General features: G+C 68.3%; 22 protein-coding genes. 15 read left to right on the top strand and 7 right to left on the bottom strand.

Annotation, left to right across the window (positions count from 1 at the left end):
- Nucleotides 1–14: 14 nt before the first annotated feature.
- Entirely contained in the window at nucleotides 15–935 is a 921-nt protein-coding gene (locus BLV92_RS21190) for an AraC family transcriptional regulator (RefSeq protein WP_090548428.1), read from the bottom strand.
- 160 nt (nucleotides 936–1,095) lie between these two features.
- Here BLV92_RS21190 and BLV92_RS21185 point away from each other — a divergent pair, with 160 nt between their 5' ends.
- From BLV92_RS21185 to BLV92_RS21160, 6 genes are all read left to right on the top strand, one after another.
- Nucleotides 1,096–1,632, top strand: a complete 537-nt coding sequence (locus BLV92_RS21185) for a carboxymuconolactone decarboxylase family protein (protein ID WP_090548426.1) — start codon at nucleotides 1,096–1,098, stop codon at nucleotides 1,630–1,632.
- Nucleotides 1,633–1,865: 233 nt separating this feature from the next.
- The gene (locus tag BLV92_RS21180; RefSeq protein WP_090548424.1) at nucleotides 1,866–2,297 is read left to right on the top strand and encodes a hypothetical protein; all 432 of its coding nucleotides are present in this window, start codon (nucleotides 1,866–1,868) and stop codon (nucleotides 2,295–2,297) included.
- 308 nt (nucleotides 2,298–2,605) lie between these two features.
- Nucleotides 2,606–3,790, top strand: a complete 1,185-nt coding sequence (locus BLV92_RS21175; RefSeq protein ID WP_090548423.1) for a thiolase family protein — start codon at nucleotides 2,606–2,608, stop codon at nucleotides 3,788–3,790.
- A 52-nt stretch (nucleotides 3,791–3,842) separates the two neighbouring features.
- Nucleotides 3,843–4,277 carry a MarR family winged helix-turn-helix transcriptional regulator gene (locus BLV92_RS21170; protein ID WP_090548421.1) on the top strand — a complete coding sequence of 145 codons (435 nt, stop codon included), beginning with the start codon at nucleotides 3,843–3,845 and terminating at the stop codon, nucleotides 4,275–4,277.
- A gap of 137 nt (nucleotides 4,278–4,414) precedes the next feature.
- On the top strand, nucleotides 4,415–5,761 hold the full coding sequence (locus tag BLV92_RS21165; protein WP_090548420.1) for a TAXI family TRAP transporter solute-binding subunit: 1,347 nt from the start codon (nucleotides 4,415–4,417) through the stop codon (nucleotides 5,759–5,761).
- 374 nt (nucleotides 5,762–6,135) lie between these two features.
- Nucleotides 6,136–6,723 carry a BPSL1445 family SYLF domain-containing lipoprotein gene (locus tag BLV92_RS21160; RefSeq protein ID WP_090548419.1) on the top strand — a complete coding sequence of 196 codons (588 nt, stop codon included), beginning with the start codon at nucleotides 6,136–6,138 and terminating at the stop codon, nucleotides 6,721–6,723.
- Nucleotides 6,724–6,892: 169 nt separating this feature from the next.
- On the opposite strand, the gene BLV92_RS21155 is transcribed toward BLV92_RS21160, so the two are convergent.
- The 4 genes from BLV92_RS21155 to BLV92_RS21140 all read right to left on the bottom strand — a co-directional run bounded on the left by BLV92_RS21155 (nucleotide 6,893) and on the right by BLV92_RS21140 (nucleotide 10,437).
- Nucleotides 6,893–7,348 (bottom strand): YeeE/YedE family protein, encoded by a 456-nt coding sequence (locus BLV92_RS21155; RefSeq protein WP_090548418.1) that lies wholly within the window; start codon nucleotides 7,346–7,348, stop codon nucleotides 6,893–6,895.
- The gene (locus BLV92_RS21150; RefSeq protein ID WP_090548416.1) at nucleotides 7,348–7,794 is read right to left on the bottom strand and encodes a YeeE/YedE family protein; all 447 of its coding nucleotides are present in this window, start codon (nucleotides 7,792–7,794) and stop codon (nucleotides 7,348–7,350) included. Before BLV92_RS21150 ends, BLV92_RS21155 begins: the two co-directional genes overlap by 1 nt.
- 97 nt (nucleotides 7,795–7,891) lie before the next feature.
- Nucleotides 7,892–9,094 (bottom strand): OmpP1/FadL family transporter, encoded by a 1,203-nt coding sequence (locus BLV92_RS21145; protein ID WP_244283878.1) that lies wholly within the window; start codon nucleotides 9,092–9,094, stop codon nucleotides 7,892–7,894.
- A 218-nt stretch (nucleotides 9,095–9,312) separates the two neighbouring features.
- Nucleotides 9,313–10,437 carry an acyltransferase family protein gene (locus BLV92_RS21140; protein WP_090548414.1) on the bottom strand — a complete coding sequence of 375 codons (1,125 nt, stop codon included), beginning with the start codon at nucleotides 10,435–10,437 and terminating at the stop codon, nucleotides 9,313–9,315.
- 414 nt (nucleotides 10,438–10,851) lie between these two features.
- Here BLV92_RS21140 and BLV92_RS21135 point away from each other — a divergent pair, with 414 nt between their 5' ends.
- From BLV92_RS21135 to BLV92_RS21095, 9 genes are all read left to right on the top strand, one after another.
- On the top strand, nucleotides 10,852–11,541 hold the full coding sequence (locus BLV92_RS21135; RefSeq protein WP_243842657.1) for a GntR family transcriptional regulator: 690 nt from the start codon (nucleotides 10,852–10,854) through the stop codon (nucleotides 11,539–11,541).
- Between the two features lie 51 nt (nucleotides 11,542–11,592).
- Nucleotides 11,593–12,858 (top strand): S-methyl-5-thioribose kinase, encoded by a 1,266-nt coding sequence (gene mtnK, locus BLV92_RS21130; RefSeq protein ID WP_090548411.1) that lies wholly within the window; start codon nucleotides 11,593–11,595, stop codon nucleotides 12,856–12,858.
- 38 nt (nucleotides 12,859–12,896) lie between these two features.
- Nucleotides 12,897–14,036 (top strand): S-methyl-5-thioribose-1-phosphate isomerase, encoded by a 1,140-nt coding sequence (gene mtnA / locus BLV92_RS21125; protein ID WP_090548410.1) that lies wholly within the window; start codon nucleotides 12,897–12,899, stop codon nucleotides 14,034–14,036.
- Nucleotides 14,033–14,692, top strand: coding sequence for an L-fuculose-phosphate aldolase (locus tag BLV92_RS21120; protein ID WP_090548409.1), 660 nt, complete (start codon nucleotides 14,033–14,035; stop codon nucleotides 14,690–14,692). The genes mtnA and BLV92_RS21120 overlap by 4 nt, the downstream gene beginning before the upstream one ends.
- Before the next feature lie 102 nt (nucleotides 14,693–14,794).
- Complete coding sequence (locus BLV92_RS21115; RefSeq protein WP_090548407.1) at nucleotides 14,795–15,937, top strand: sugar ABC transporter substrate-binding protein; 1,143 nt, start codon at nucleotides 14,795–14,797, stop codon at nucleotides 15,935–15,937.
- Nucleotides 15,938–16,001: 64 nt separating this feature from the next.
- On the top strand, nucleotides 16,002–17,543 hold the full coding sequence (locus BLV92_RS21110; protein ID WP_090548406.1) for a sugar ABC transporter ATP-binding protein: 1,542 nt from the start codon (nucleotides 16,002–16,004) through the stop codon (nucleotides 17,541–17,543).
- Nucleotides 17,540–18,544 (top strand): ABC transporter permease, encoded by a 1,005-nt coding sequence (locus BLV92_RS21105; RefSeq protein ID WP_090548404.1) that lies wholly within the window; start codon nucleotides 17,540–17,542, stop codon nucleotides 18,542–18,544. The genes BLV92_RS21110 and BLV92_RS21105 overlap by 4 nt, the downstream gene beginning before the upstream one ends.
- 78 nt (nucleotides 18,545–18,622) lie before the next feature.
- Nucleotides 18,623–19,648 (top strand): dihydroxyacetone kinase subunit DhaK, encoded by a 1,026-nt coding sequence (locus BLV92_RS21100; RefSeq protein ID WP_090548403.1) that lies wholly within the window; start codon nucleotides 18,623–18,625, stop codon nucleotides 19,646–19,648.
- Nucleotides 19,645–20,274 (top strand): DAK2 domain-containing protein, encoded by a 630-nt coding sequence (locus tag BLV92_RS21095; protein WP_090548401.1) that lies wholly within the window; start codon nucleotides 19,645–19,647, stop codon nucleotides 20,272–20,274. Before BLV92_RS21100 ends, BLV92_RS21095 begins: the two co-directional genes overlap by 4 nt.
- A 41-nt stretch (nucleotides 20,275–20,315) precedes the next feature.
- On the opposite strand, the gene BLV92_RS21090 is transcribed toward BLV92_RS21095, so the two are convergent.
- Both BLV92_RS21090 and BLV92_RS21085 read right to left on the bottom strand, forming a co-directional pair.
- Nucleotides 20,316–20,525, bottom strand: coding sequence for a hypothetical protein (locus BLV92_RS21090; RefSeq protein ID WP_243842658.1), 210 nt, complete (start codon nucleotides 20,523–20,525; stop codon nucleotides 20,316–20,318).
- A gap of 50 nt (nucleotides 20,526–20,575) precedes the next feature.
- On the bottom strand, nucleotides 20,576–21,169 hold the full coding sequence (locus BLV92_RS21085) for a hypothetical protein (RefSeq protein WP_090548399.1): 594 nt from the start codon (nucleotides 21,167–21,169) through the stop codon (nucleotides 20,576–20,578).
- Nucleotides 21,170–21,608: the final 439 nt, after the last annotated feature.

Below are 21,608 nucleotides of genomic sequence, written 5' to 3'. Positions count from 1 at the left end.
AAGCGAACCCGGCGTCACGTATGCGCGGCCGCCCGCCATTGCGCGGGCGTCATGCCGACATGCCGCTTGAACACGCGCTGGAACGCGGCGTCCGACTGATAACCGACCGTCTCGCCGATCTCCGCGACCGGTGCGTTGCCTTGCGCGAGCAGCCGGCCCGCGAGCGTCATCCGGATGTCGGTGAGCACGTCGGCCGCCGAGCGGCCGATCGCTTCGTCGAAGTGACGCACGAACGTCGCGCGCGACATGTGGCACAGGTCGGCGAGTTCCGGCAGCGTCCACGGCTTGCCCGGCTCGTCGAACATCGCGCTGATCGCCGGTTGCAGACGCGGCCGCTGCGCGAGCGCGAGCAGCCCGCGCGGCGGCGCATCGCTGTCGCTCGCGAAACGCAGCGTCAGCGCGAACAGCGCCCCGGACAGATGATTGACCAGCGATTCGCCGCCCGGCGCTGCGTCGAGCGCTTCGTCGCGCATCAGCGTAACGAGCCGCGCGAGGCGGTCGGACGGCCCCTCGCCGTCGCGTTGACTGTGCACGACGAGGCGCGCGGGAAGGTTCTCGCGCAGCAGCCGCTGCGGCACTGCGGGCAGCAGGAAACGGCCGCACAGCAGATCCGCGGGCGCGCGTTCGCTGCCGTTCGTCGCGACCGTGATGCCGTTCGCGACCCGCAGGTCCATCGGCGCGGGCGTCTCGCCGCTGCCGTCGTGCAGCACGTGCGCGGCGCCCGACGGGAACAGCACGATGTCGCCGGCCGATAGCGGCGTTAGCGTGCCGTCGTCGTTCTGCACGACGGCGTGGCCGCTCAACAGCACGTGATAGGCGATCTCGCGCGCGTCGGTGGCGGGGCCGTCGATGCGCCACGGCGAACCGAAATGGCAGCGCACGTCGAGGCGGCCGGAAACGGGCATCAGCGAAAGCAGGCGGCTCAGCAGATCCATGGGTTCGTGGCAGAAGCGTGAGAAGGCGTGAGACGTTCGAGCATGAATTCGCGCCATTCTGGCATTAAAAGCGCGCGGCCGCGCGCCTACACTGCTTCCATGCCGTCGACGATGGCTAGCGGTTCGAACCGCTCCCACCCCCCGTTCAAAGGAGTCGATCATGTCCCGTCTTTCCTCGCTCAAGCCTGAAGCCGCCACCGGTGCAACTGCCGAACTGTTCGCGAAGATCCGCAAGGCGGTCGGCAAGGTGCCGAACGCCTACGCGACGATCGGCACGCACAGCCCCGAGGCGCTCGGCGCGATGCTCGCCGTCGATGGCGTCGTCGCGTCCGGCACGCTGTCGAAGCCGGACATCGAAACGATCAAGCTGGCGGTCAGCGAAGTGGCGGGCTGCGATTACTGTCTCGCCGCGCATACGCTCGCGGGCAAGTTCGCGGGGCTGTCGCCGGAAACGATGAAGCATGTCCGCGCGGGCGAACCGACCGGCGACGCGAAGCGCGACGCGCTCGTGCGTTTCGTGCGGGCGCTCGTCGGCACGCGCGGCACGGTGCCGGAAAACGAGGTCGCGGCGATTCGCGAAGCGGGCTACAGCGAACGTCAGTTGATCGAAATTGCGCTCGCGATCACGTCGATCACGTTCACGAATCTCGTGAACCGGCTGAACGATACGACGCTCGACTTCCCGGCGGTTGCGTGACGGCGACGCGGGCCGCGGCCTGCCGACGCGCACGATGCAGCGAATGCGCGACGCCGCCGCCGGCCCGTAACGGCTTACACACTCTGTTACCAGACGAGCCTCCTCAAGCGGACGATGCCAAGGTATTCTTCGCCGCAAGCTCGCTGAAAGACTCCGCGCGGCGGAACGATAGCCGCGCTGCACGATACGGAGTCTCGGCGGGCCTCGGATATTTGCGGAGAGGACAATACGACATGTGGAACAGGATGGCTTCGACGATGGCGGCCGCCGCGTTGACGGTGGCAACGGCGACAGCGGCGCTGCCGGCAGCGGCTAACGGTTTGAACAATGCGCTGGGCGGCGCGCTCGGCGGCGTCGCCGGCGCGGCGGTGGGCGGCGCGGTCGGCGGCAGCACCGGTTCGGTGATCGGCGGCGCGATCGGCGGCGGCGCGGGCGGCGCGCTCACTTCGCATCGCCGCGATCGCACCGGCGCGATCATCGGCGGCGCGGTCGGCGGCGGCGCGGGGACGGCGGCCGGCAACGCGATGGGCGGCCCGGCGGGCGGCCTGATCGGCGCGGCGGTCGGCGGCGGCGCGGGCGCGGCGCTCGGCGGCAACATCTCGCGCAATTCGCATCCGGAGCGCGCTTCGTATCATCGTCGCGCGAAGCATCATCGTCATTACTGACCGGTGTTCGTGCGGCAGCCGCGTTCGCATCGAACGCGGCTGCCTGTCGATCGAGGTTCGCGTCACACGGCGGTCATAACCGCGCCGCCTTTCTTCATCGCTAGCCGGCATCCCGGCCGCGCTTCCCGCTAACTCCCGATACGGCGTCGTGTCGCGTTCGACGGACTCGTCGACGCGGGTATGCTACGTTTACATCAGTGCATATGCATAGATGGGGCGCGTTTGGCGTTCCGCCTTGCATCCGTTAATCGAGCCGCATCCGCGTTTCGCACGCGATGCGCCGCTCACACCCTGTCGGAGAGAACACGATGAGCACACGCGAAATAGTCCTTTGTCAGCCGGTGCGGACCGCGATCGGCGCATTCAACGGCACGTTCAAGAGCGTGAGCGCGACGGAACTCGGCGCGGCCGCCGTGCGCGCGACGCTCGCCCGCGCGGGGCTCGACGCGGCCCAGCTCGGCTCGGTCGTGCTCGGCAACGTCGTGCAGGCCGGCAACCGGATGAACCCGGCGCGCCAGGCGGCGGTGCACGGCGGCGTGCCGGTGTCGGTGCCGGCGCTGACCGTGAACCGCGTATGCGGGTCCGGCGCGCAGGCGATCGCGAGCGCCGCGCAGGAGGTGCTGCTCGGCCTCACCGACGTCGCGCTCGCGGGCGGCATGGAGAACATGGACCGCGCGCCCTATCTGCTCGACGGCGGCCGCTGGGGCTACCGGATGGGCAACGCGGAGATTCACGACAGCATGCTGCGCGACGGCCTCGTCGATGCGTTCTCGAACGAGCATTCGGGCTGGCACACCGAGGATCTCGTCGCCGAGACGAAGCTGACGCGCGACGCGCAGGACCGCTGGGCCGCGCGTTCGCAGCAGCGTTTCGCGGCTGCGCAGGCGGCGGGGCGCTTCAAGGAAGAGATCGTCGCGGTGGACGTGAAGGGCAAAAAGGGCGTCGAGTCGTTCGCGACCGACGAGGCGCCGCGTCCGGACACGACGTTCGAGACGCTTGCGAAGCTGCGGCCCGCGTTTCGTCCGGACGGAACGATCACGGCCGGCAACGCGCCGGGGCTGAACAGCGCGGCGTCCGCGATGCTGGTGGCCGAACGCGGCTTCGCCGAAGCGAAGGGGCTGACGCCGATGGTGAAGCTCGTCGCGTATGGCGTCGGCGCGGTCGAGCCGGGGATGTTCGGCCTCGGCCCGGTGCCGGCCGTGCAGCTTGCGTTGCGGCGCGCGGGCTGGTCGCTCGGCGACGTCGAGCGCTTCGAGATCAACGAGGCGTTCGCGGCGGTGCCGCTCGCGGTGATGCAGAAGCTTGGCATTCCGGAAGACATCGTGAACGTCGAGGGCGGCGCGATCGCGCACGGTCATCCGATCGGCGCGACCGGCGCGATCCTGACGACGCGCCTCGCGCATTCGATGCAGCGCGACGGCATCCGCCGCGGGATCGTCACGCTGTGCATCGGCGGCGGGCAGGGTATCGCGCTCGCGCTCGAAAAAGTATGATGGCGGGATGCGTGTGTAACCAGTAGACGAGAGTAGACGAGGAACGGCGGCCATGACGAAGCGGGTGACCCGGGAGGAATGCAACTGTTTTGCGCTGAGGCAGGCGTCGCGTTTCGTGACGCAACTGTACGAGCGCCATCTGTCGCCGGCCGGGCTCACCGCCGCGCAGTTCACGATCCTGTCGCGCCTGAGCCGCGCGCCCGGCGCGACCGCCGCCGAACTGGCGGACGATCTGGTGATGGACCGCACGACCGTCGTCCGCGCCTTGAAGCCGTTGCAGCGCGATGCGCTCGTCGTCGCGGCGGCCGCGCCGCACGATGCGCGTACGTTCGCGTTCCGCCTGTCCGCCGCGGGCCAGCGGCGCTTCGAGAAGGCGCATGCGCTGTGGCTCGAAGCGCAGGCCGAGTTCGAGCAGTTCCTGAAGCGCGATCGCGCGAAGGCGCTGCGCTCGGAACTGTTCGCGCTGACGAAGGCGGCCGCCGCCTGAGCGTTTGCCGTCATCGTTTCGCCGGAATGGCGCGCTTTGGGCGCGCCATTTTTTTGGGTGCCAGCCCGGTTCCCCGATCTGTCGCGAAAATGGCATCATGAGCGCACTGGAGTCTGACGCAGCGCCGCCGGGTCCTCATGAAACGACATCGATCGCCTCCGCCGCATTTCCTGCGCGACCACACGCATCCCGCCTGGCGCGACGTCGCGATGACGTCGCTGCCGGTCGCGCTGTTCTGCGCGCTGGTCGTCGCGCTCGTCGTCTGGTTCGTCGATCCCGCGCCGCCGCGCACCGTCACCATCAGCGCCGGCCCCGCCGACAGTTCGTTCATGCAGGTCGCCGACGAATACCGCAAGGTGCTCGCGCGCAACGGCGTCACGCTGAGGGTGCTCGAATCGGAAGGCTCGGTGCAGAACCTGCGACGTCTGCTCGACCCGAAGCAGCGCGTCGATCTCGCGCTCGTGCAGGGCGGCGTCGCGGGCGGCATCGATACGTCGTCGCTGATGTCGCTCGGCAGCGTGTTCTATCTGCCGCTCGTCGTGTTCTATCGCGGCACGGGGCTCACGCAACTGTCGCAACTCGAAGGCCGGCGCATCGCCGTCGGCCGCGAAGGCAGCGGCACGCGGCTGCTGTCGCTGAAGCTGCTGGAGGCGAACGGCATCGAGCCGGACGGCGCGACGACGCTGCTGCCGCTCGACGGTCTCGCGGCCGCGACGCAACTGGTGTCGGGCAACGTCGACGCCGCGTTTCTCAGCGGCGATTCCGCGACGCGCGCGCTGATGCTGCGCCTGCTCGCGATCCCCGGCATCTCGGTGATGAGCTTCGACGAAGCGAGCGCGTATACGCGGCTCTTTCCGTATCTGGAAGGGATCGACCTGCCGCCCGGCGTGCTCGACCTGCGCCGCCGGATTCCGCCGGACACCGTGCATCTGATCGGCCCGACCGTCGAGATCGTCGCGCGCGATACGCTGCATCCGGCCATTTCCGATCTCGTGATCGAGGCTGCCTATGAAGTCAACGGGATGCCGGGCCTGTTGCAGCGCGCGGGCGAGTTTCCGAATTCCGATGCGCACGACTACCGGATCAGCGAGGACGCGACGCGCTATTACCGTTCCGGCAAGAGCTTCCTGTACCGGACGCTGCCGTTCTGGCTCGCGAGCGTCACCGACCGCCTGCTGGTGGTCGTGCTGCCGCTCGCCGTGCTGCTGATTCCGGCGTTGCGGATGATTCCGTCGCTGTACCGCTGGCGCGTGCGCTCGCGGATCTACCGTTATTACGGGTCGCTGATCGCGATCGAGCGCGATGCGTTGAAACACAAGAGCGAAGAAGAACGGCGCGCGCTGCTCGCGGAACTCGACGAGATCGAGCAGTCGCTGAACACGCTGCGCATGCCGCTCGCGTATGCGGACGCGTTTTACGTGCTGCGCGAGCATATCGGCTTCGTGCGCCGTCATCTACAGACGCACGAGCCCGTGCATTCCTGAGTCGCGTATCGCGCCGCTCGGGTATCGTCCGGATGGCGAAGCGTTTTGCAAGCTTTTCCGCCACCATTGGACGCGCGGCCGATTGCAGCGCATCGCGGATTCGCCACGTTTTCGTCGCCGGATGCCGATAGTCCGGCCGGCGTCACGGCGGCGCGCAACCCGGTTTGCTAACATGCGCGGGCGGTCTGGCTGCGGCTCCTGATGACGGAGCGCGCAGCGGACGCTGGCCGGTTGGCAGCGACGGAGGCCGCAATGGCGTTCTTTCCACGGCATGCCGCCCGTTGCGCGGCGCGGTGCCGTATGCGTGCGTGCGCCGGCCGGGAACGGCAATTGCTCACCGGTGGTCGCACAATCATTTCGAGTGGAGAAAAACGATGCAAAGACGCAATTTCGTTCTGAAAGTCGCGGCCGCCGTTGCAGCAGGGAGCCTGGTACTCAGCGGGTGCACGATGACGCCGGGTTCGGACAACACTGCGAGCACCGACATATCGAAGCGCCGCTCGATCGACGCCAACGTCGACGCGACGCTGACGCGGCTCTTCTCGACCGTCGCCGGTTCGCGCGAACTCGTCGCGAAGGCGCGCGGCGTGCTGGTGTTCCCGTCCGTGCTCCAGGCCGGCTTCATCGTCGGCGGCCAGTACGGCGAGGGCGCGCTGCGCGTCGGCGGCAGTTCGGTCGGCTACTACAGCACCGTGTCCGGATCGTTCGGATTGCAGGCGGGCGCGCAGTCGAAGGCGGTCATCTTCCTGTTCATGACGCAGGATGCGCTCGACAAATTCCGCAGTTCGGATGGCTGGTCGGTCGGCGCGGATGCGTCGGTCGCGCTCGTGAAGGTCGGTGCGAACGGCGCGGTCGACACGAATACCGCGACGTCGCCGGTCGAGGTGTTCGTGCTGACGAACGCGGGTCTGATGGGCGACGTATCGCTCGCAGGCACGAAGGTCACGCGCCTGAAGATCTGACGCGCGGCAGACGGCTGCGCGGAGGGCAGGCCGCGCACGCGCAGGCGATCGAGCCTTGCGCGTGCGCGGCCTTTTGTGTTCTGGACGGCGTGCGCCAGTGGCTCGATGCACGCGGCGCAGCCGTTTCGGGGCCGCGCGCGATGCCGGCGGTGCCGTCAGTCCGCGCCGCTCATTGCGCCTGCCCGCTGCGCTGCGGCGCCTTCGCGGCCCCGCTCGTCAGCCGATACAGCCACCAGCCAGCCACCATCGCCGGCAGAAAATAAAGCGTCTCGACGTTCGGCGCGGCAAGCTGCGCGATAGCCGGCCCCGGACAATACCCGGCGATCCCCCAGCCGATCCCGAACAGCAGCGCGCCGCCGAGCAGCGGCTTATCGATGGCCCGCTTCGCGGGCAGCTCGAACGACGCCGCGAAAAGCGGCGACGCGCGCCGCCGCGCGAGGCGAAACCCGATCGTCGCGACCACCACCGCGCCGCCCAGCACGAAGATCAGGCTCGGGTCCCAATGCCCGGCGACGTCGAGAAAACCGAGCACCTTCAGCGGACGGGTCATGCCCGACAACGCGAGTCCAAAGCCGAACAGCAGCCCGCTCGCGAGGCTCGCCAGCCGATAACGCGCGGATTTCATCAACTCACCCCGATCGCGTGCCGCACGACCCACGTCGTCGCGATGCCGGCGGCGAGGAACGTCGCCGTCGCGGCGGCCGAGCGCGGCGACAGCCGCGCGAGTCCGCATACGCCGTGGCCGCTGGTGCAGCCGCGCGCGAGCGCGGTGCCGTAGCCGACCGCGAGCCCGGCGGCGACGAGCAGCAGCGGCGGAAAACCGGCCCGCGCGTGCGGCACGGCCGCCACCTGTGCGGCGGGACCGGCGAACGCGTAAAACAGCCATGCGCCGGCGATCAGCCCGACGATGAACAGCGCGCGCCAGACGAATTCGCTAACGCCGTTCGACAACAGCCCGCGCGCGATGCCGCTGATGCCGGCGATGCGCCCGGTCGTCCACAGCAGCAGCGTGGCCGACGCGCCGATCAGCACGCCGCCCGCGAGCGCGGACCACGGAGTGAAAGTTTCCATCGAAAGATTCCAGGCACCGCGCAAGCGGCGAAACGGGGAGTCGTCAGCGGCAGGTGGAGCGCCGCCGTCCGACGCGTCCCCGGATCGTAGCGCAGAACTAGAACTGCTTGCCGAAGCCGAAGCCGACCACGTCTTCCGCGAGGTGCACGCTCACGTTGCCGCCGCCGAACGAAGCGGGAATCGCGTTGTCGCCGCTCACGGTCTTGCGGAACGCATGGCCGTAGAAGAAGCTGAACGACGAATGGCTTGCGGTCTGCCACGTCGCGCCGAGGGTCGCCTGGTCCTGCACGACGCCCGGCGCGAGGATGTTCAGGAAGGTCTCCGACGACGCGACCGGCTGGCTCGAATGGCTGTAGCCCGCGCGCAGCGTCAGGTGCGGATTCACCTGCCAGGTGGTGCCGAACTTCACGACGTTCGTGTTGCGCCAGCCGAAACCCGGCCCGTTCGCGGAGCCGAGCAGGTTGCCGCCGGACAGGTTCGCGAGCGGATTCGCGATCGACGCGACGTTGCCGTACAGGATGCGCTGGAAGTCCGCGGCGACCGTCCACGCAGGCGTCACGCGATACGCGACGCCGAAGCCGAAGTTCTCCGGGATGTCGAACGAGCCGCCGTCCGCGAACAAGCCCTTGTAGCGGTCGAAGCGGCCATGGATCTTCGACGCCCACGTCGCGCCGACCGTCAGTTGCTGCGTGATCTGGCCGGTGTAGCCGAAGTGCACGCCGACGCCGACGGTCGTGTCCGCGCCCTGGTTCGTCACGTTGTCCGGCGCAGTGGACAACGCGGTGAACGGTTGCAGTCCGCTCGCGGTGAAGCGCTGCCACGCGATGTTCAGGCCGACGCCGAATGCGTGGCGGTCCGCGAGCTTGTACGCGATCGTCGGCGACAGGAACACCTGTTCGAGATCGACCCCCGCCGAGCCGCTCGCGCCGAACGCCTTGAACGGATTGTCCGCGTAGCCGGTGTCGAGGCCGCCGTTCGCATAGAGCGCGAGGCCCGCATAGACGTTCGGCGCGACCTGCTGCGTGTAGCCGACCTCGGGCAGCGCGAAGATCGAACGGTTGTTGCCGCGATAGTGCCCATCGACGCCGAAGCCGTTGCCGGTCACGTCGGCGCCGCGGTCGGGGAAAAACAGGCTCACGTCGGCGTCGAGACGGTTGCCGACGAACGCGATGCCCGCCGGGTTCGCGGCAGCGGCGAGCGCGTCCTGCGGCAGCGCGATGCCGACGCCCGCGACGCCTTGCGAGGCGATCCCGTAGCCGTTGGAAAAGTAGCCGTTCGTCGCGAAGGCGAGCGAAGGCAAAACGAGTGTCGCGGCTGCCGCCGCGCGCAGAGTCGTGTTCGGTCTCACGTGGTGCTTACCCTGTGTCGTTATGGATGGGGCTTGTTATGCGACACAGCGTACTGAAACAGCACGATCGGACGAACCAACCGATTCGACTAAGCTTATTTATCGGGCGGAATGTGCGGACGGGTACGGGTATCGTTGCCGATGCAACCGGGCGCGGCGCTCGCTGCCCGCTAAGGCAGCGTCCCCTTCGACCCGAACAGCCGGACCTGCGTGGCGCGGCCGAACTGGCTCGCTCCCGCCAGCCCTTTCTTGTACAGCGACGCGAGCACTGGCTCCAGATGATTCGCGATCACCCACGACAGCACGACCATCGCGATCATCACGAACGGGCGCGTGTCGATCGTCAGGTGCAGCCGGTTCTCGAACAGCTTGATCGCCGAGTAGCCGGTGTTCTGATGCACGAGATAAAGCGGGTAGCTGGTGCGGCCGAGCCGCGCGAACAGGCGCGCGACACGCGGCCGCCGCTCGGTCCTGACGAATGCGACGAACACGACCAGCACGACCGCGAATATCGCGAAGCCCGTCTCGATGCCGACCTGCGGCTCGTGCATCAGCTTCGACACGATGTTCGCGATCCGGTGGCAGCGGAACGCGGCGATCACGCACGCGACGAGCAGCGCGAGACCGATCGCCCAGCTACGCCTTTTCTCGACGAGCAACAGATACAGCAGCAGGCCGATCGCGAAGAACGACGCGTATTCGCCGAGCGCATACGACACGTCGCCGAGGTCGCCGACGGCCGGGTCGTAGATCGACAGCAGCGCGAGCACGATCGCGTCGTACGCGATCAGCAGCAGCGCGATCCGGAAGACGTTGCGCCGGATGTCGACGAAGCACGCGGCGACGAAGATCAGCGCATAGAAGATCACCTCGAAGCGCAGCGACCAGTACGCCCAGTCCATGCCGTCATGAAACGCGAGCGGAAAGATCAGCACCGACGCGAGATAGTCGGACAGGTCCACGCCGCGCGGCGACAGCATCGCGACGGCGAGCGTGATCGTCGCGCAGACGACGAGGCACGGACCGAGGCGCACGATCCGCCCGAACAGAAAATCGACCGGCTTCCGGTTGATGGCGGACGCGATGATGATGAAGCCGCTGACGATGAAAAAGACTTCGACGGTGAACGACGCATAACGAAAGCCGGGGAACTCGACCGGCATCGAATGCGTGACGCCCGCGTGCGGCGCGAAATAGTAGTAGTGCCACGCCATGGTCAGAAACGCCAGCATGAAGCGAAGAATCTCCAGATAGTCGATTCTCGTCCGTGCAGCGTCGATCGTGTTCGCATCCATCCGAACCGCCCTTTATTGTTGCCGCCATCGTTGACCGGGCATGACGAATCCGGGCAAAGGTGTTGTTGTTGGTCGGTTCCGACATGGTTTGCGGCGAGAGTAACGCGCCTTTTTGCCCCGGTTTGTGGGTTCCCTAACGAAGCGAGTTAATCGGTTGCTGAAAATATTCGGGGCGTATCGGGTCGCCGCCGATGCGGCGCGCGCACAAACTCCGCGAGCCAGGGCGCCGCAGCGTGAGCGTCATCTTCCGCGTTGTTGACCGCTGCATCGCAGCGCGAATCCGCTTTGGAGCGCATGCTGAATTTATGCCGTCATCCTAAGGGAAATTCCTCACCGGATACATCAGACGTCTGATGTATATTGCCGTTGACCCGCCCACCGGAAGCCGCCATGCGACTGAGCGTCGATCGTTCGATGAGCGACAAGATCCAGGACTCGCTGCTGTCGATGATCCGCGAGCGGGCGCTGAAGCCGGGGGACCAGATACCGACGGAAATCGAGCTATGCGACCTGCTCGGCGTCGGCCGTTCGAGCCTGCGCGAAGCGGTCGCGCAGATGATCTCGCACGGGCTGCTCACGCGCGTGCAGGGCAAGGGCACGTTCGTCAGACAGATTGCGCTGAAGCTGCACGGCGGCCTCGATGATCTGATGTCCGTGACCGACATGATCCGCAGCGTCGGCGCGGTGCCTTCGACGAGCCGCATCGATGTGAAGCCGATCGCCGCGTCCGGGGACCTCGCGCACAAGCTCGGGCTCGAAGTCGGCGACGCGTGCGTGCAGATCGAGCGCGTGCGCCGCGCGGACGACGCGATCGCCGCGTACTGCATCGACATCGTGCCGAAGGCAGTGTTCGACGCGGGGCCGCTCGGCGAGTCGCTGTTCGGCTCGCTGGCGCGTGCAGGCATCCGGTTGTCGCACACGCACAGTTCGATCCAGCCGACGATCCTGACGCCGCGCGACCTGCCGGAGCTTCAGGACGGTTTCGGGCTTTTCCTGCTGATCGACGAAGTGGATTTCGACCAGACCGGCCGCGCGGTCTGCTACAGCAACGACTACTACAACAGCAGCATCTTCAGATTCGACCTGGTACGCAAGCGGCGCTAGGCGGTCCGCGCCATCCCCATCGTCATCCGTTCGTCCGGACAGGGAACACCGATGGAATTCGAAGCGTTTAGCCCTTCAGAACTGGCGGCTTACCTGAAGCGGATACCGGTGGTGAGCGCGCTGCTCGGCGACGGCGAACTGGAGGTCGTCGAGGTCGGCGACGGCAACCTGAACTACGTGTACTTCGTCAGCAACGCGGCCGCGCCGCAGCGCAGCGTCGTCGTCAAGCAGGCGCCGCCGTTCCTGCGCCTCGTCGGCGACGCATGGCCGCTGCGGCGCGAGCGGATGGAACGCGAGGTGGCCGCGCTGCGCCGTTTCGGCGCGCTGTGTCCGCAGCACGTGCCGCAGGTGTATCACGCGGACAGCGGCCTCTATCTGATGGTGATTCAGCGGCTCGCGTCGCATCGCGTGCTGCGCGGCGGGCTGATCGACGGCATCGTGTATCCGCGGCTCGCGGAGCACATGGCGTCGTATCTCGCGCGCACGCTGTTCTTCGGCTCGGACCTGTATCTCGCGCCGGACGCGAAAAAAGCAGCGGTCGCCGCGGACATCAACAGCGAACTGTGCAAGATCACCGAGGACCTGGTGTTCACGTTCCCGTTCGGCGAGCATCCGTCGAACGCATACAGCGCCGCGCTGCCGGCGGCCGCGATCGCGCGGCTGCGCGAGCACGAACCGCTGCGCGTCGCGGCCGCGCAGATGAAGTGGGCGTTCATGAATCACGCGGAAACGCTCGTGCACGGCGACCTGCACACCGGCTCGATCATGGTCAACGAGACCGACACTTACGTGATCGATCCGGAGTTCGCGTTCTACGGGCCGATCGGTTTCGACGTCGGCGCGCTGCTCGCGAACCTGCTGCTCGCGTATTACGCGCAGGACTGGCACGAACGCCGGCGCGGCCGCGATCCGCAGGTCTATCAAGGCTGGCTGCTCGATCAGGCCGTGCTGGTCTGGAACGGCTTCGCGGAGAAGTTCGCGGGCCTGTGGCGCGGGCATGAACGCGACAGCGGCCGCGCGTTCGTCGGCGGCGCGGCCGACGCGCCGGCCGCCGAGGCGTTCCGGCAACGCTTCATGCAGCGGCTGTTCGCGGACACGCTCGGTTTCGCGGGCTGCAAGATGATTCGCCGGATCGTCGGGATGGCGAAGGTCGCGGACATCACGCGCATCGCGGACGACGCGGTGCGCGCGCAGATCGAGGTGCGCTGCCTGCGGCTCGCGGAGGCGCTGCTGGTGCAGCGCGACGCGTTCGCGTCGATCGGCGAGGTGGTCGAACTCACGGCGCGGCTGCGCGCACAACCGGGGTTCGACGCATGAGCGACACGGCCGAAACGACTGTCATCGGGGGACAACGCATGACCGCTCACGTACCGCACGCGCCGCACGTACCGCACGCACCGCACGTATCGCCGTCGGCGCTGCCGCCGACGATCGAATGGCGCGACGACACGCTGTACCTGCTCGACCAGACGCGTCTGCCCCAGACCTGCGCGGTCGAGGCGGCGACGACGGTCGAAGCGGTATGGCGCGCGATTCGCGAACTGCGCGTGCGCGGCGCGCCGGCGATCGGCGTCGCGGCCGCGTACGGGCTGTGCGTCGCGATGCAGCCAGAGCGCGGGCTGGCGCGCGACGCGTTCGTCGCGCGGCTCGAACAGCAGGCCGCGTATCTGGACTCCGCGCGGCCGACCGCGGTGAACCTGCGCTGGGCGCTGAACCGGATGCTCGACGTCGCGAGGCGTTCGGCCGCGAGCGATGCGGCTGGGCTCTACGCGCAACTCGTGGACGAAGCGACGCGCATCCATCGCGAGGACCAGGCGCTGTGCGAAGGGATCGGCGAATACGGCCTGCCGCTGATCCGCGCGGGCGCGGGCGTGCTCACGCACTGCAACGCGGGCGCGCTCGCGACGACCGGCATCGGCACCGCGACCGCGCCGCTCTATCGCGCGCATCGCGACGGCGTCGCGTTCCGCGTCTATGCGGACGAGACCCGCCCGCTGTTGCAGGGCGCGCGCCTCACCGCATACGAACTGCATCGCGGGGGCCTCGACGTGACGCTGATCGCTGACGGCATGGCCGCGTCGATGATGGCGCAGGGGCTCGTCGATCTGGTGATCGTCGGCACCGACCGCGTCGCGGCGAACGGCGACTTCGCGAACAAGATCGGCACGCTCGGCGTCGCGATCGCCGCGCGCCACTTCGGCATTCCGTTCTACGTCGCGTGTCCGTCGTCGACGCTCGATCTCGCGACCGCGCGCGGCGCGGACATCGTGATCGAGGAGCGGCGCGGCGACGAGGTCACGCATCACGGCGGCCGCGCGATGGCGCCGGACGGCGTGCGCGTGCGCAACCCCGCGTTCGACGTGACGCCGCATGAACTCGTGACCGGCTTCATCACCGAACTCGGCATCGTGCATGCGCCGTTCGAAGCGAGTTTCAAAGAACGCTTCGCGACTGGCGTTGCGACACCCGCCGCGTCGCCGGGAGCGTCCGCATGAACCCGCCGGACGAAACCGCGCTGCGGCGGCAGGTGATCGACACCGCGCTCGCGATGGGCCGCCTCGGCATCAACCAGGGGACGTCCGGCAACGTCAGCGCGCGCTGGTCAGACGGCCTGCTGATTACGCCGAGCGGCGTGCCGTACGACGCGTTGACGCCGGAGCGCATCGTCTGGCTGCCGCTTGACGTGCGCGACGACGATCCGTTGTTCGCGGCGCGGCGGCCGTCGTCCGAGTGGCGCATTCACCGCGACGTGCTGCGCTCGCGGCCGGAGATCGGCGCGGTCGTGCATACGCACTCGAATGCGGCGACCGCGCTGTCGATTCACGGACGAGGGATTCCCGCGCATCACTACATGGTCGCGGCGGCGGGCGGCAACTCGATTCGCTGCGCGCCGTATGCGACGTTCGGCAGCCAGGCGCTGTCCGACCATGCCATCGACGCGCTGCGCGGGCGCAGCGCGTGCCTGCTCGCGCATCACGGCGTGCTCGCGCTCGGCGCGAACCTCGATCGTGCGCTGTGGCTCGCGAACGAGGTCGAGGTGCTCGCGCGGCAGTATCTGCTCGCGGCGCAACTGGGCGAGCCGCCGTTATTGAGCGACGCGCAGATGGACGAAGTGATCGAACGGTTCAAAGGATACGGCCTGCACAGGTAGGCGCGGGCCGGCGTCAGGAGCGGCACAGGAGGCAGTCCATGCGGTAGAGGCTCGGCGGCGCTGCGTCGCCGGCGGATCACAACTTCAAGAACGGAGACAGTCATGGCGTTGAGTTCAGCAGGATTCGACGGATGGTCGAGAGTCGGTGCGTCGGCCGCCACCCTGGTGCTGTGCGCCGCCGCGGTGCTCAGCGGCTGCTCGAAGAGCGAATCGCCGTCGTCGGGCGCGAGCGCGTCGGGGGCATCCGCGGCGAGCGCGCCCGAAGCCGCAGCGAGCGCGCCGGCAGCGACGGCCGCCGCCGCGCCCGCGTCGCCGGCCGCGCCGGCGGGCGGCAAGCTGAAGGTCGGCTTCTCGATCGCGACACTGAACAACGCGTTTTTCGTCGGGCTGAAGTCCGGCGTCGAGCGCGGCGCGAAGGAGCAGGGTTTCGACCTCGTGCAGACGAACGCAAACGGCGACGCGCAGCAGCAGGTGAACGACGCGATGAACCTGTTGAGCCAGGGGGTGAACGCGCTGGTGCTGAATCCGATCGACTCGAAGGCGATCATCCCGGCCGTGCAGAAGGCGAACCAGATGAACGTGGCGGTGTTCATGCTCGATCGCGGCTCGGACGGCGGCACGGTCACGTCGTTCGTCGCGTCGGACAACGTCGCGCTCGGCCGCGCCGGCGCGCAGTGGATCGCGGTGCAGCTCAAGCAGCGTTACGGCAGCGAGAAGGGCAACGTGGTGGACCTGATCGGCCTCGTCGGCACGACCGCCGCGACCGACCGCGAAAAGGGCTTCAGCGAGGAGATCGCGAAGTATCCGGACATCAAGGTGGTGGCGCGGCAGGAAGGCGGCTTCGATCAGGAGAAGTCGCTGAACGCGATGACGAACATCCTGCAGAAATATCCGCAGATCGACGCGGTATTCGGCGCGAACGACGACAACACGGTCGGCGCGGAGAAGGCGATCGACAACGCGGGCCGCTACCACCCGCCCGGCGACAACGCGCACATCCTCGTGATCGGCGCGGACGGCACGGCGCAGGCGCTGTCCGCGATCCGCGCAGGCAAGCAGGACGCGACGATCTCGCAGAACCCGATCGGGATGGCCGCGAAGGCGATGAGCTTCATCACCGACCACGCGGCGAACAAGGACGTCCCCGCGAACTACGCGTGGCCGACGCACCTGATCGACAAGTCGAACATCGATTCGGACGAGACGAAGCAGTACGGTCTCTGGTCGCTCGAAGTGAGCCAGTAGGTCCGGTCGTTCAACGCGCCGGCCGGGCTTGCCGCGAGGCGGGGCCGGCCGGCAGGACGCACGCATGAAACGCGAACCAGGTTCAGTGCTGCATCCGGGCAGCGGGGCGCTCAAGCCGCCGCCGCTGCTGCGGATGAGCGGCATCGTGAAGAGTTTTCCCGGCGTGAAGGCATTGCGCGGCGTGAGCCTCGAACTGCACGCCGGCCACGTGATGGCGATCGTCGGCGAGAACGGCGCGGGCAAGTCGTCGCTGATCAAGACGCTGTCCGGCGCATACGAGCCGGACGAAGGGACGATCGAGATCGACGGCCGGCCGCTCGCGCGCGGCACCCAGGCGGCGATCGACGCCGGCGTCGCGGTGATCTACCAGGAGCTTTCGCTCGTCAACGACATGACGGTCGCGGAGAACCTGTTCCTTGGCCGCATGCCCGCGCGCCATGGCCTCGTGCGGCAGCGCGACGCGAACGCGATGGCGCGCGACGCGCTCGCGCAGGTCGGCCTCGACCACGTCGCGCCGTGGACCCGGTTGGGCGACCTGCCGCTGAACGTGCGGCAACTGGTCGAGGTCGCGAAGGCGCTCGCGCGCGACGCGCGCATCCTCGTGATGGACGAGCCGACCGCCGCGCTCCAGCACGACGACATCGCGAACCTGTACGCGGTCGTGCGAAGGCTGCGCGCGGCGGGGATGGGGATCATCTTCATCTCGCACCATCTCGATGAGGTGTTCGAACTCGCGGACTCGGCGGTCGTGATGCGCGACGGCGCGACGGTCGGCGCGCGGCCGATGGCCGACTGGACCGAGGCCGATCTGGTGCAGGCGATGGTCGCGCGCAACCTCGATTCGTTTTATCCGTGGGAGCCGCGTCCGTATGGCGACGTGGTGCTCGAAGCGAAGCACCTCGCGAGCGCGCCGGTGTTGCGCGACGCGAGTTTCGCGGTGCGCGCGGGCGAGATCGTCGGGATCGGCGGCATCGCGGGCGCGGGCCGCACCGAACTGCTGAAGACGATCTGCGGCGCGCTGCCGGCGACCGGCGGCGAACTGTTCGTGCGCGGCCGCCGGACCGCGATCCGCTCGCCCGCGCACGGCGTGCGGCACGGCATCGTGTACACCGCCGAGGATCGCAAGCTCGAAGGGCTGGTGCTCGATGCGAGCATCGAGGAGAACGTCGCGCTGTCGAGCCTGCGCGCGCTGTCGAAGGCCGGTTTCGTGCGCGCCGCGCGAAAGCGCCGGCTCGCGCACGACGCGAGCGAACGGTTCTCGGTGCGCGCGGCGTCGGTCACGCAGACGACCGGCAGCCTGTCCGGCGGCAACCAGCAGAAGGTGATCCTCGGCCGCGCGACCGCGACGCAGCCGTCGGTGATCCTGCTCGACGAGCCGACGCGCGGCATCGACGTCGGCGCGAAAACCGAGATCTACGCGCACGTCGTCGCGATGGCGCGCGCGGGCGCGGCGGTGCTGATGGTCAGCTCGGAGCTGCCGGAGCTGCTCGGCATGTCGGACCGCGTGCTCGTGATGTATCGCGGCAGCATCGTGGCCGAGGTGCCGCGCGAACGCGCCGACTCGGAGACGATCGTTCAATGGGCCACTACCGGAGTCGGAGCATGACGTCGACCACTGCGAACCGCCGCCAGGAAACCGAATCGCTGCAACGGCGCTTCGTGCGCCAGTTGCGCAGCGGGCTCGGGCCGCTGATCGCCGCGCTGGTGCTGATCTGCATCGCGCTGTCGGTCGCGTCGCCGGAGTTCCTGACGACCAGCACGCTCACCAACATCATGGTGCAGGTGTCCGTCGTCGGCATCGCGGCGGTCGGCGGCACGTTCGTCATCATCACGTCGGGCATCGACCTGTCGGTCGGCTCGCTCGTCGCGCTGACCGGCATGGTCGCCGCCGCCGCGATGGCCGGTTCGCCCGCTGGCGCGATCGGCTTGGGCGTCGCGGGCCTCGCGATCGCGCTCGCGGTCGGCGCGTTCGTCGGCGCGTTGAACGGGCTCGCGGTCGCGTGGCTGCGGCTCGTGCCGTTCATCGTCACGCTCGCGATGATGGCGATGGCGCGCGGCCTCACGCTCGCGATCTCGGACGGCCGCACGAAGTTCGACTTCCCGAACGTGTTCACCGCGTTCGGCGCGAAGACGCTCGCCGGGTTGCCCGCGCCGATGCTCGTGATGCTCGCGGTGTTCATCGCGGGCCACGTGCTGCTGCGCAAGACGCCGTTCGGGCATCAGGTCTACGCGGTCGGCGGCAACAAGGAGGCCGCGCGGCTCGCGGGCATTCCGGTGAACCGCGTGATCTTCCTCACGTACACGCTCGCTGGAATCACCGCCGCGATCGCGGGCATCGTGCTCGCCGGGCGGCTCAATTCCGCGCTGCCGTCGGCCGCGAACGGGCTGGAATTGCAGGTGATCGCGGGGATCGTGATCGGCGGCACGTCGCTCGCGGGCGGGCGCGGCTCGATCGTCGGCACGTTCATCGGCGTCGTGCTGATCGGCGTCATCAACGTCGGGTTGTCGCTGCTCGGCGTGAACCCGTTCTGGACGCAGTTCATCCAGGGCGGCGTGATTTTCGCGGCCGTGCTGCTCGACGCGCTGAGCCAGCGGCGCAAGCATTGATCGCAGCGCGCGGCGCGTGCGCCGCGCATGTTCAACCGTCGGCGCGCGGGTCTTGCGCCGGGTACAGGAGGCACCGACGTGAAGAAGATCATCAACCATCCCGATCATTTCGTCGATGAAATGATCGACGCGCTGCTGCTCGCCCATCCGGGCTGGGTGAAGGCGGTGACGGCCGACCGCCGCGCGCTGGTGCGCGCGGACGGTTCGCGCGACGGCAAGGTCGGCATCGTGACGGGCGGCGGCTCGGGTCATCTGCCGGGTTTTCTCGGCTACGTCGGGCGCGGACTCGCGAGCGGCGTCGCGGTCGGCAACGTGTTCTCGTCGCCGTCGTCCGAGCAGATCTACGAAGCGACGAAGGCCGTGAACGGCGGCGCGGGCGTGCTGTACCTGTACGGCAACTACGGCGGCGACGTGTTCAACTTCGACCTGGCGGCGGACCTCGCGGAAGCGGACGGCATCGACACGCGCACCGTGCTCGTCAGCGACGACGTCGCGTCCGCGCCGGCCGAGCGCCGGCAGGAGCGGCGCGGCGTGGCTGGCATGGTGTTCGGCTTCAAGTGCGCGGGCGCGGCGGCCGAACGCGGCGATTCGCTCGACGACGTCGCGCGGATCGCCGCGAAGGCGAACGGCGCGACGCGCACGATGGGCGTCGGCCTGTCGCCGACGATCCTGCCGGCCGCCGGCAAGCCGACCTTCACGCTGCCGGACGGCGAGATGGAGATCGGCATCGGCATTCACGGCGAGCCCGGCACGCATCGCGGCAAGCTCGAAAGCGCGGACGCGATCGCGGACCGGCTCGCGGGCGAAGTGCTGCGCGACCTCGGCGCGCCCGCGCGCTCGCGCGTCGCGCTGCTCGTCAACGGGCTCGGCGCGACGCCGCTCGAAGAACTGTATCTGCTGTACCGGCGCGCGGCGGGCGCGATCGCGGCGGCGGGCCTGACGGTCGCGCGGTCGTACGTCGGCGAATACGTGACGAGCCTCGAAATGGCGGGTGCGTCGATCACCGCGATGCTGCTCGACGACGAACTCGAAACGCTGCTCGAAGCGCCGGCCCGCTCGCCGTTCTGGCGCGAAGGATGGCCGACCGCTGGAGGCGTGCAATGAGCGTATCGGCCGATCAACTGCGCGCGTGGCTGATCCACGCGCTCGAAGCGATGCCCGCGCACGAGGATGCGCTGCGCGACCTCGACGCCGCGCTCGGCGACGGCGACCTCGGGATCACCGTGCGCAAGGGCTCGGCGGCGGTCGTCGATGCGTTCGCGGCGCTGCCGCCCGGCGCGACGATCACCGAGATGCTGCTCGCGGCGGGCAAGGCGTTCTCGACCGCGAATCCGTCGACGTTCGCGGCGCTCGTCGGCGGCGGGCTGATCGCCGGCGCGAAGGCGGCGGCGGGCAAGGACGCGCTCGGCAAGGCGGATGCGCTCGCGATCGGCCGCGCGATCGCCGCGCGGATCGCGGATCGCGGCAAGGCGGTGCCGGGCGACAAGACGGTGCTCGATGCGCTGGGGCCTAGCCTCGATGCGCTGGAGGCGTCGGATGGCGATACCGCGACGCTGCTCGCGGCGATGATCGAGACCGCGTCGCGGCAGGTCAGCGAGACGGCCGCGCTGCAATCGCGGCGCGGGCGCGCGGCGTGGGTGCAGGAGCGCAGCATCGGCCACGCGGACCCGGGGGCGACGGCTTATCTGCTGTTTCTGCAGGCCTTGCGCGGGACGATGGGGGCGGTGTGAGCGGCGGCGGTTGGACGTGCTTCGCCTGGTGTGCGATGGCGTCAATCGTCTTTGGGCGCAGGCGTCAGATCGAGGTACGGCTTAAGGTCGGGCTTGTACTCGGCGAGCACGCTCAACACGGCAGCGCCGAAGCGTCGTGCGAATTCGTCGTCTACGCGATCGTCGAAGTCTTCGAGTACGACGGGAATATCGAGCTTGCCCTGAATGAGCGGTTCGATCTTCGTTTCATCGACGACGTTGCAGATCACCATTTTCCGCTCGGCGTCGTACCTGACCACGATGGTGCTGGGGGGACGTGTAGTCATATCGGTCGGGTGTATCCCATGCAGAGGTTGTAGTTGAGTCGGGCCTGGACGATGCACATATCGACGCCGCGAACGCCGCCCATCATGCGCGCGAACAGACGGCAGTCGGCTTCGTCCCGCTCCCACTGCGCAAAGCATGCTTCTTTTTGCGTCGGGGTTAAAGCGGCGAGATTCCGGATGCGATCGTTCGATGCCTCCGGCGGGTAGCTGAACGGCCTCACATTGCCAGGAGGCGTTGAACCGGATGTTGTGACAGGAATGGCAGCAACGTTCTGCGCCATCCGTCGGACAGGATCGTACGGAGCCCGCGCCGAAGCAGGAGGACGGGCCGCATCGCGAGGCCGTTTCCTGCTGCCCTCCCGTATCGCGTCGACACACGCGCGCAACTCGTTACGGTCCGGGGCGAATATCACGCCGCCGTCTCGCACTGCCTCGTACAGCGCGCGGGCGACCTGACGGGTGTTCATCGTGTACATCCTGTCGTAACGGGTGCGGCTGCGCCCAAGCACGGCCCGCAGATCATGATCGGCCGCCGACAACAACGACTCGGGCTTGCGGTTCTCCAGGAACGACGCGTGGGCGGCGCGCATCGCCGTCAGAAGGGCGTCGTATTCGTCGCGGGACAGGGCGGGATTGTGCGCACTGGCGGGAAACCGGTAGTGGCCGACGAGATCGAACGTCAGCGGGTCATGCAGGCGCAGATAGATCGATTCGCGGACGCTCCGCCAGAAATGATGCCTCTACCGCGAGTCGTCAAACGCGGTCGGCGGGCCGGGACGAAGTCCGACGTGATTCAACGCAGGCTCCCACACTGTGTTTTGAGTGAGCGTTTCGCGACTGATGTCGCAAGTCCGGCGCGTATACGAACACGGATCGTGGGTCGCGCCGCGGACGGGCGCGCGCGAGTTGCTGACATGGATCGACCGAACGGCGCTGTTTTATGTCGCGAGCATTACTTCGCTCATGCGAGCGGCCGCTTTTGCCAGATTCAGCGGACCCCTGTTTGTCGGCGTTGTCGCTTGCAGGCAC

Source organism: Paraburkholderia caballeronis, assembly GCF_900104845.1.
GTDB classification, from domain to species: domain Bacteria; phylum Pseudomonadota; class Gammaproteobacteria; order Burkholderiales; family Burkholderiaceae; genus Paraburkholderia; species Paraburkholderia caballeronis.
This window is presented reverse-complemented; position numbering and strand designations above follow the sequence as displayed.

Excerpts from the sequence above, each read along its gene's own strand:
- BLV92_RS21190 (WP_090548428.1), bottom strand. The coding sequence starts at position 935 with ATGGATCTGCTGAGCCGCCTGCTTTCGCTGATGCCCGTTTCCGGCCGC.
- BLV92_RS21185 (WP_090548426.1), top strand. The coding sequence starts at position 1,096 with ATGTCCCGTCTTTCCTCGCTCAAGCCTGAAGCCGCCACCGGTGCAACT.
- BLV92_RS21180 (WP_090548424.1), top strand. The coding sequence starts at position 1,866 with ATGTGGAACAGGATGGCTTCGACGATGGCGGCCGCCGCGTTGACGGTG.
- BLV92_RS21175 (WP_090548423.1), top strand. The coding sequence starts at position 2,606 with ATGAGCACACGCGAAATAGTCCTTTGTCAGCCGGTGCGGACCGCGATC.
- BLV92_RS21170 (WP_090548421.1), top strand. The coding sequence starts at position 3,843 with ATGACGAAGCGGGTGACCCGGGAGGAATGCAACTGTTTTGCGCTGAGG.
- BLV92_RS21165 (WP_090548420.1), top strand. The coding sequence starts at position 4,415 with ATGAAACGACATCGATCGCCTCCGCCGCATTTCCTGCGCGACCACACG.
- BLV92_RS21160 (WP_090548419.1), top strand. The coding sequence starts at position 6,136 with ATGCAAAGACGCAATTTCGTTCTGAAAGTCGCGGCCGCCGTTGCAGCA.
- BLV92_RS21155 (WP_090548418.1), bottom strand. The coding sequence starts at position 7,348 with ATGAAATCCGCGCGTTATCGGCTGGCGAGCCTCGCGAGCGGGCTGCTG.
- BLV92_RS21150 (WP_090548416.1), bottom strand. The coding sequence starts at position 7,794 with ATGGAAACTTTCACTCCGTGGTCCGCGCTCGCGGGCGGCGTGCTGATC.
- BLV92_RS21140 (WP_090548414.1), bottom strand. The coding sequence starts at position 10,437 with ATGGATGCGAACACGATCGACGCTGCACGGACGAGAATCGACTATCTG.
- BLV92_RS21135 (WP_243842657.1), top strand. The coding sequence starts at position 10,852 with ATGAGCGACAAGATCCAGGACTCGCTGCTGTCGATGATCCGCGAGCGG.
- mtnK (WP_090548411.1), top strand. The coding sequence starts at position 11,593 with ATGGAATTCGAAGCGTTTAGCCCTTCAGAACTGGCGGCTTACCTGAAG.
- mtnA (WP_090548410.1), top strand. The coding sequence starts at position 12,897 with ATGACCGCTCACGTACCGCACGCGCCGCACGTACCGCACGCACCGCAC.
- BLV92_RS21120 (WP_090548409.1), top strand. The coding sequence starts at position 14,033 with ATGAACCCGCCGGACGAAACCGCGCTGCGGCGGCAGGTGATCGACACC.
- BLV92_RS21115 (WP_090548407.1), top strand. The coding sequence starts at position 14,795 with ATGGCGTTGAGTTCAGCAGGATTCGACGGATGGTCGAGAGTCGGTGCG.
- BLV92_RS21110 (WP_090548406.1), top strand. The coding sequence starts at position 16,002 with ATGAAACGCGAACCAGGTTCAGTGCTGCATCCGGGCAGCGGGGCGCTC.
- BLV92_RS21105 (WP_090548404.1), top strand. The coding sequence starts at position 17,540 with ATGACGTCGACCACTGCGAACCGCCGCCAGGAAACCGAATCGCTGCAA.
- BLV92_RS21095 (WP_090548401.1), top strand. The coding sequence starts at position 19,645 with ATGAGCGTATCGGCCGATCAACTGCGCGCGTGGCTGATCCACGCGCTC.
- BLV92_RS21090 (WP_243842658.1), bottom strand. The coding sequence starts at position 20,525 with ATGGTGATCTGCAACGTCGTCGATGAAACGAAGATCGAACCGCTCATT.
- BLV92_RS21085 (WP_090548399.1), bottom strand. The coding sequence starts at position 21,169 with ATGCGCGCCGCCCACGCGTCGTTCCTGGAGAACCGCAAGCCCGAGTCG.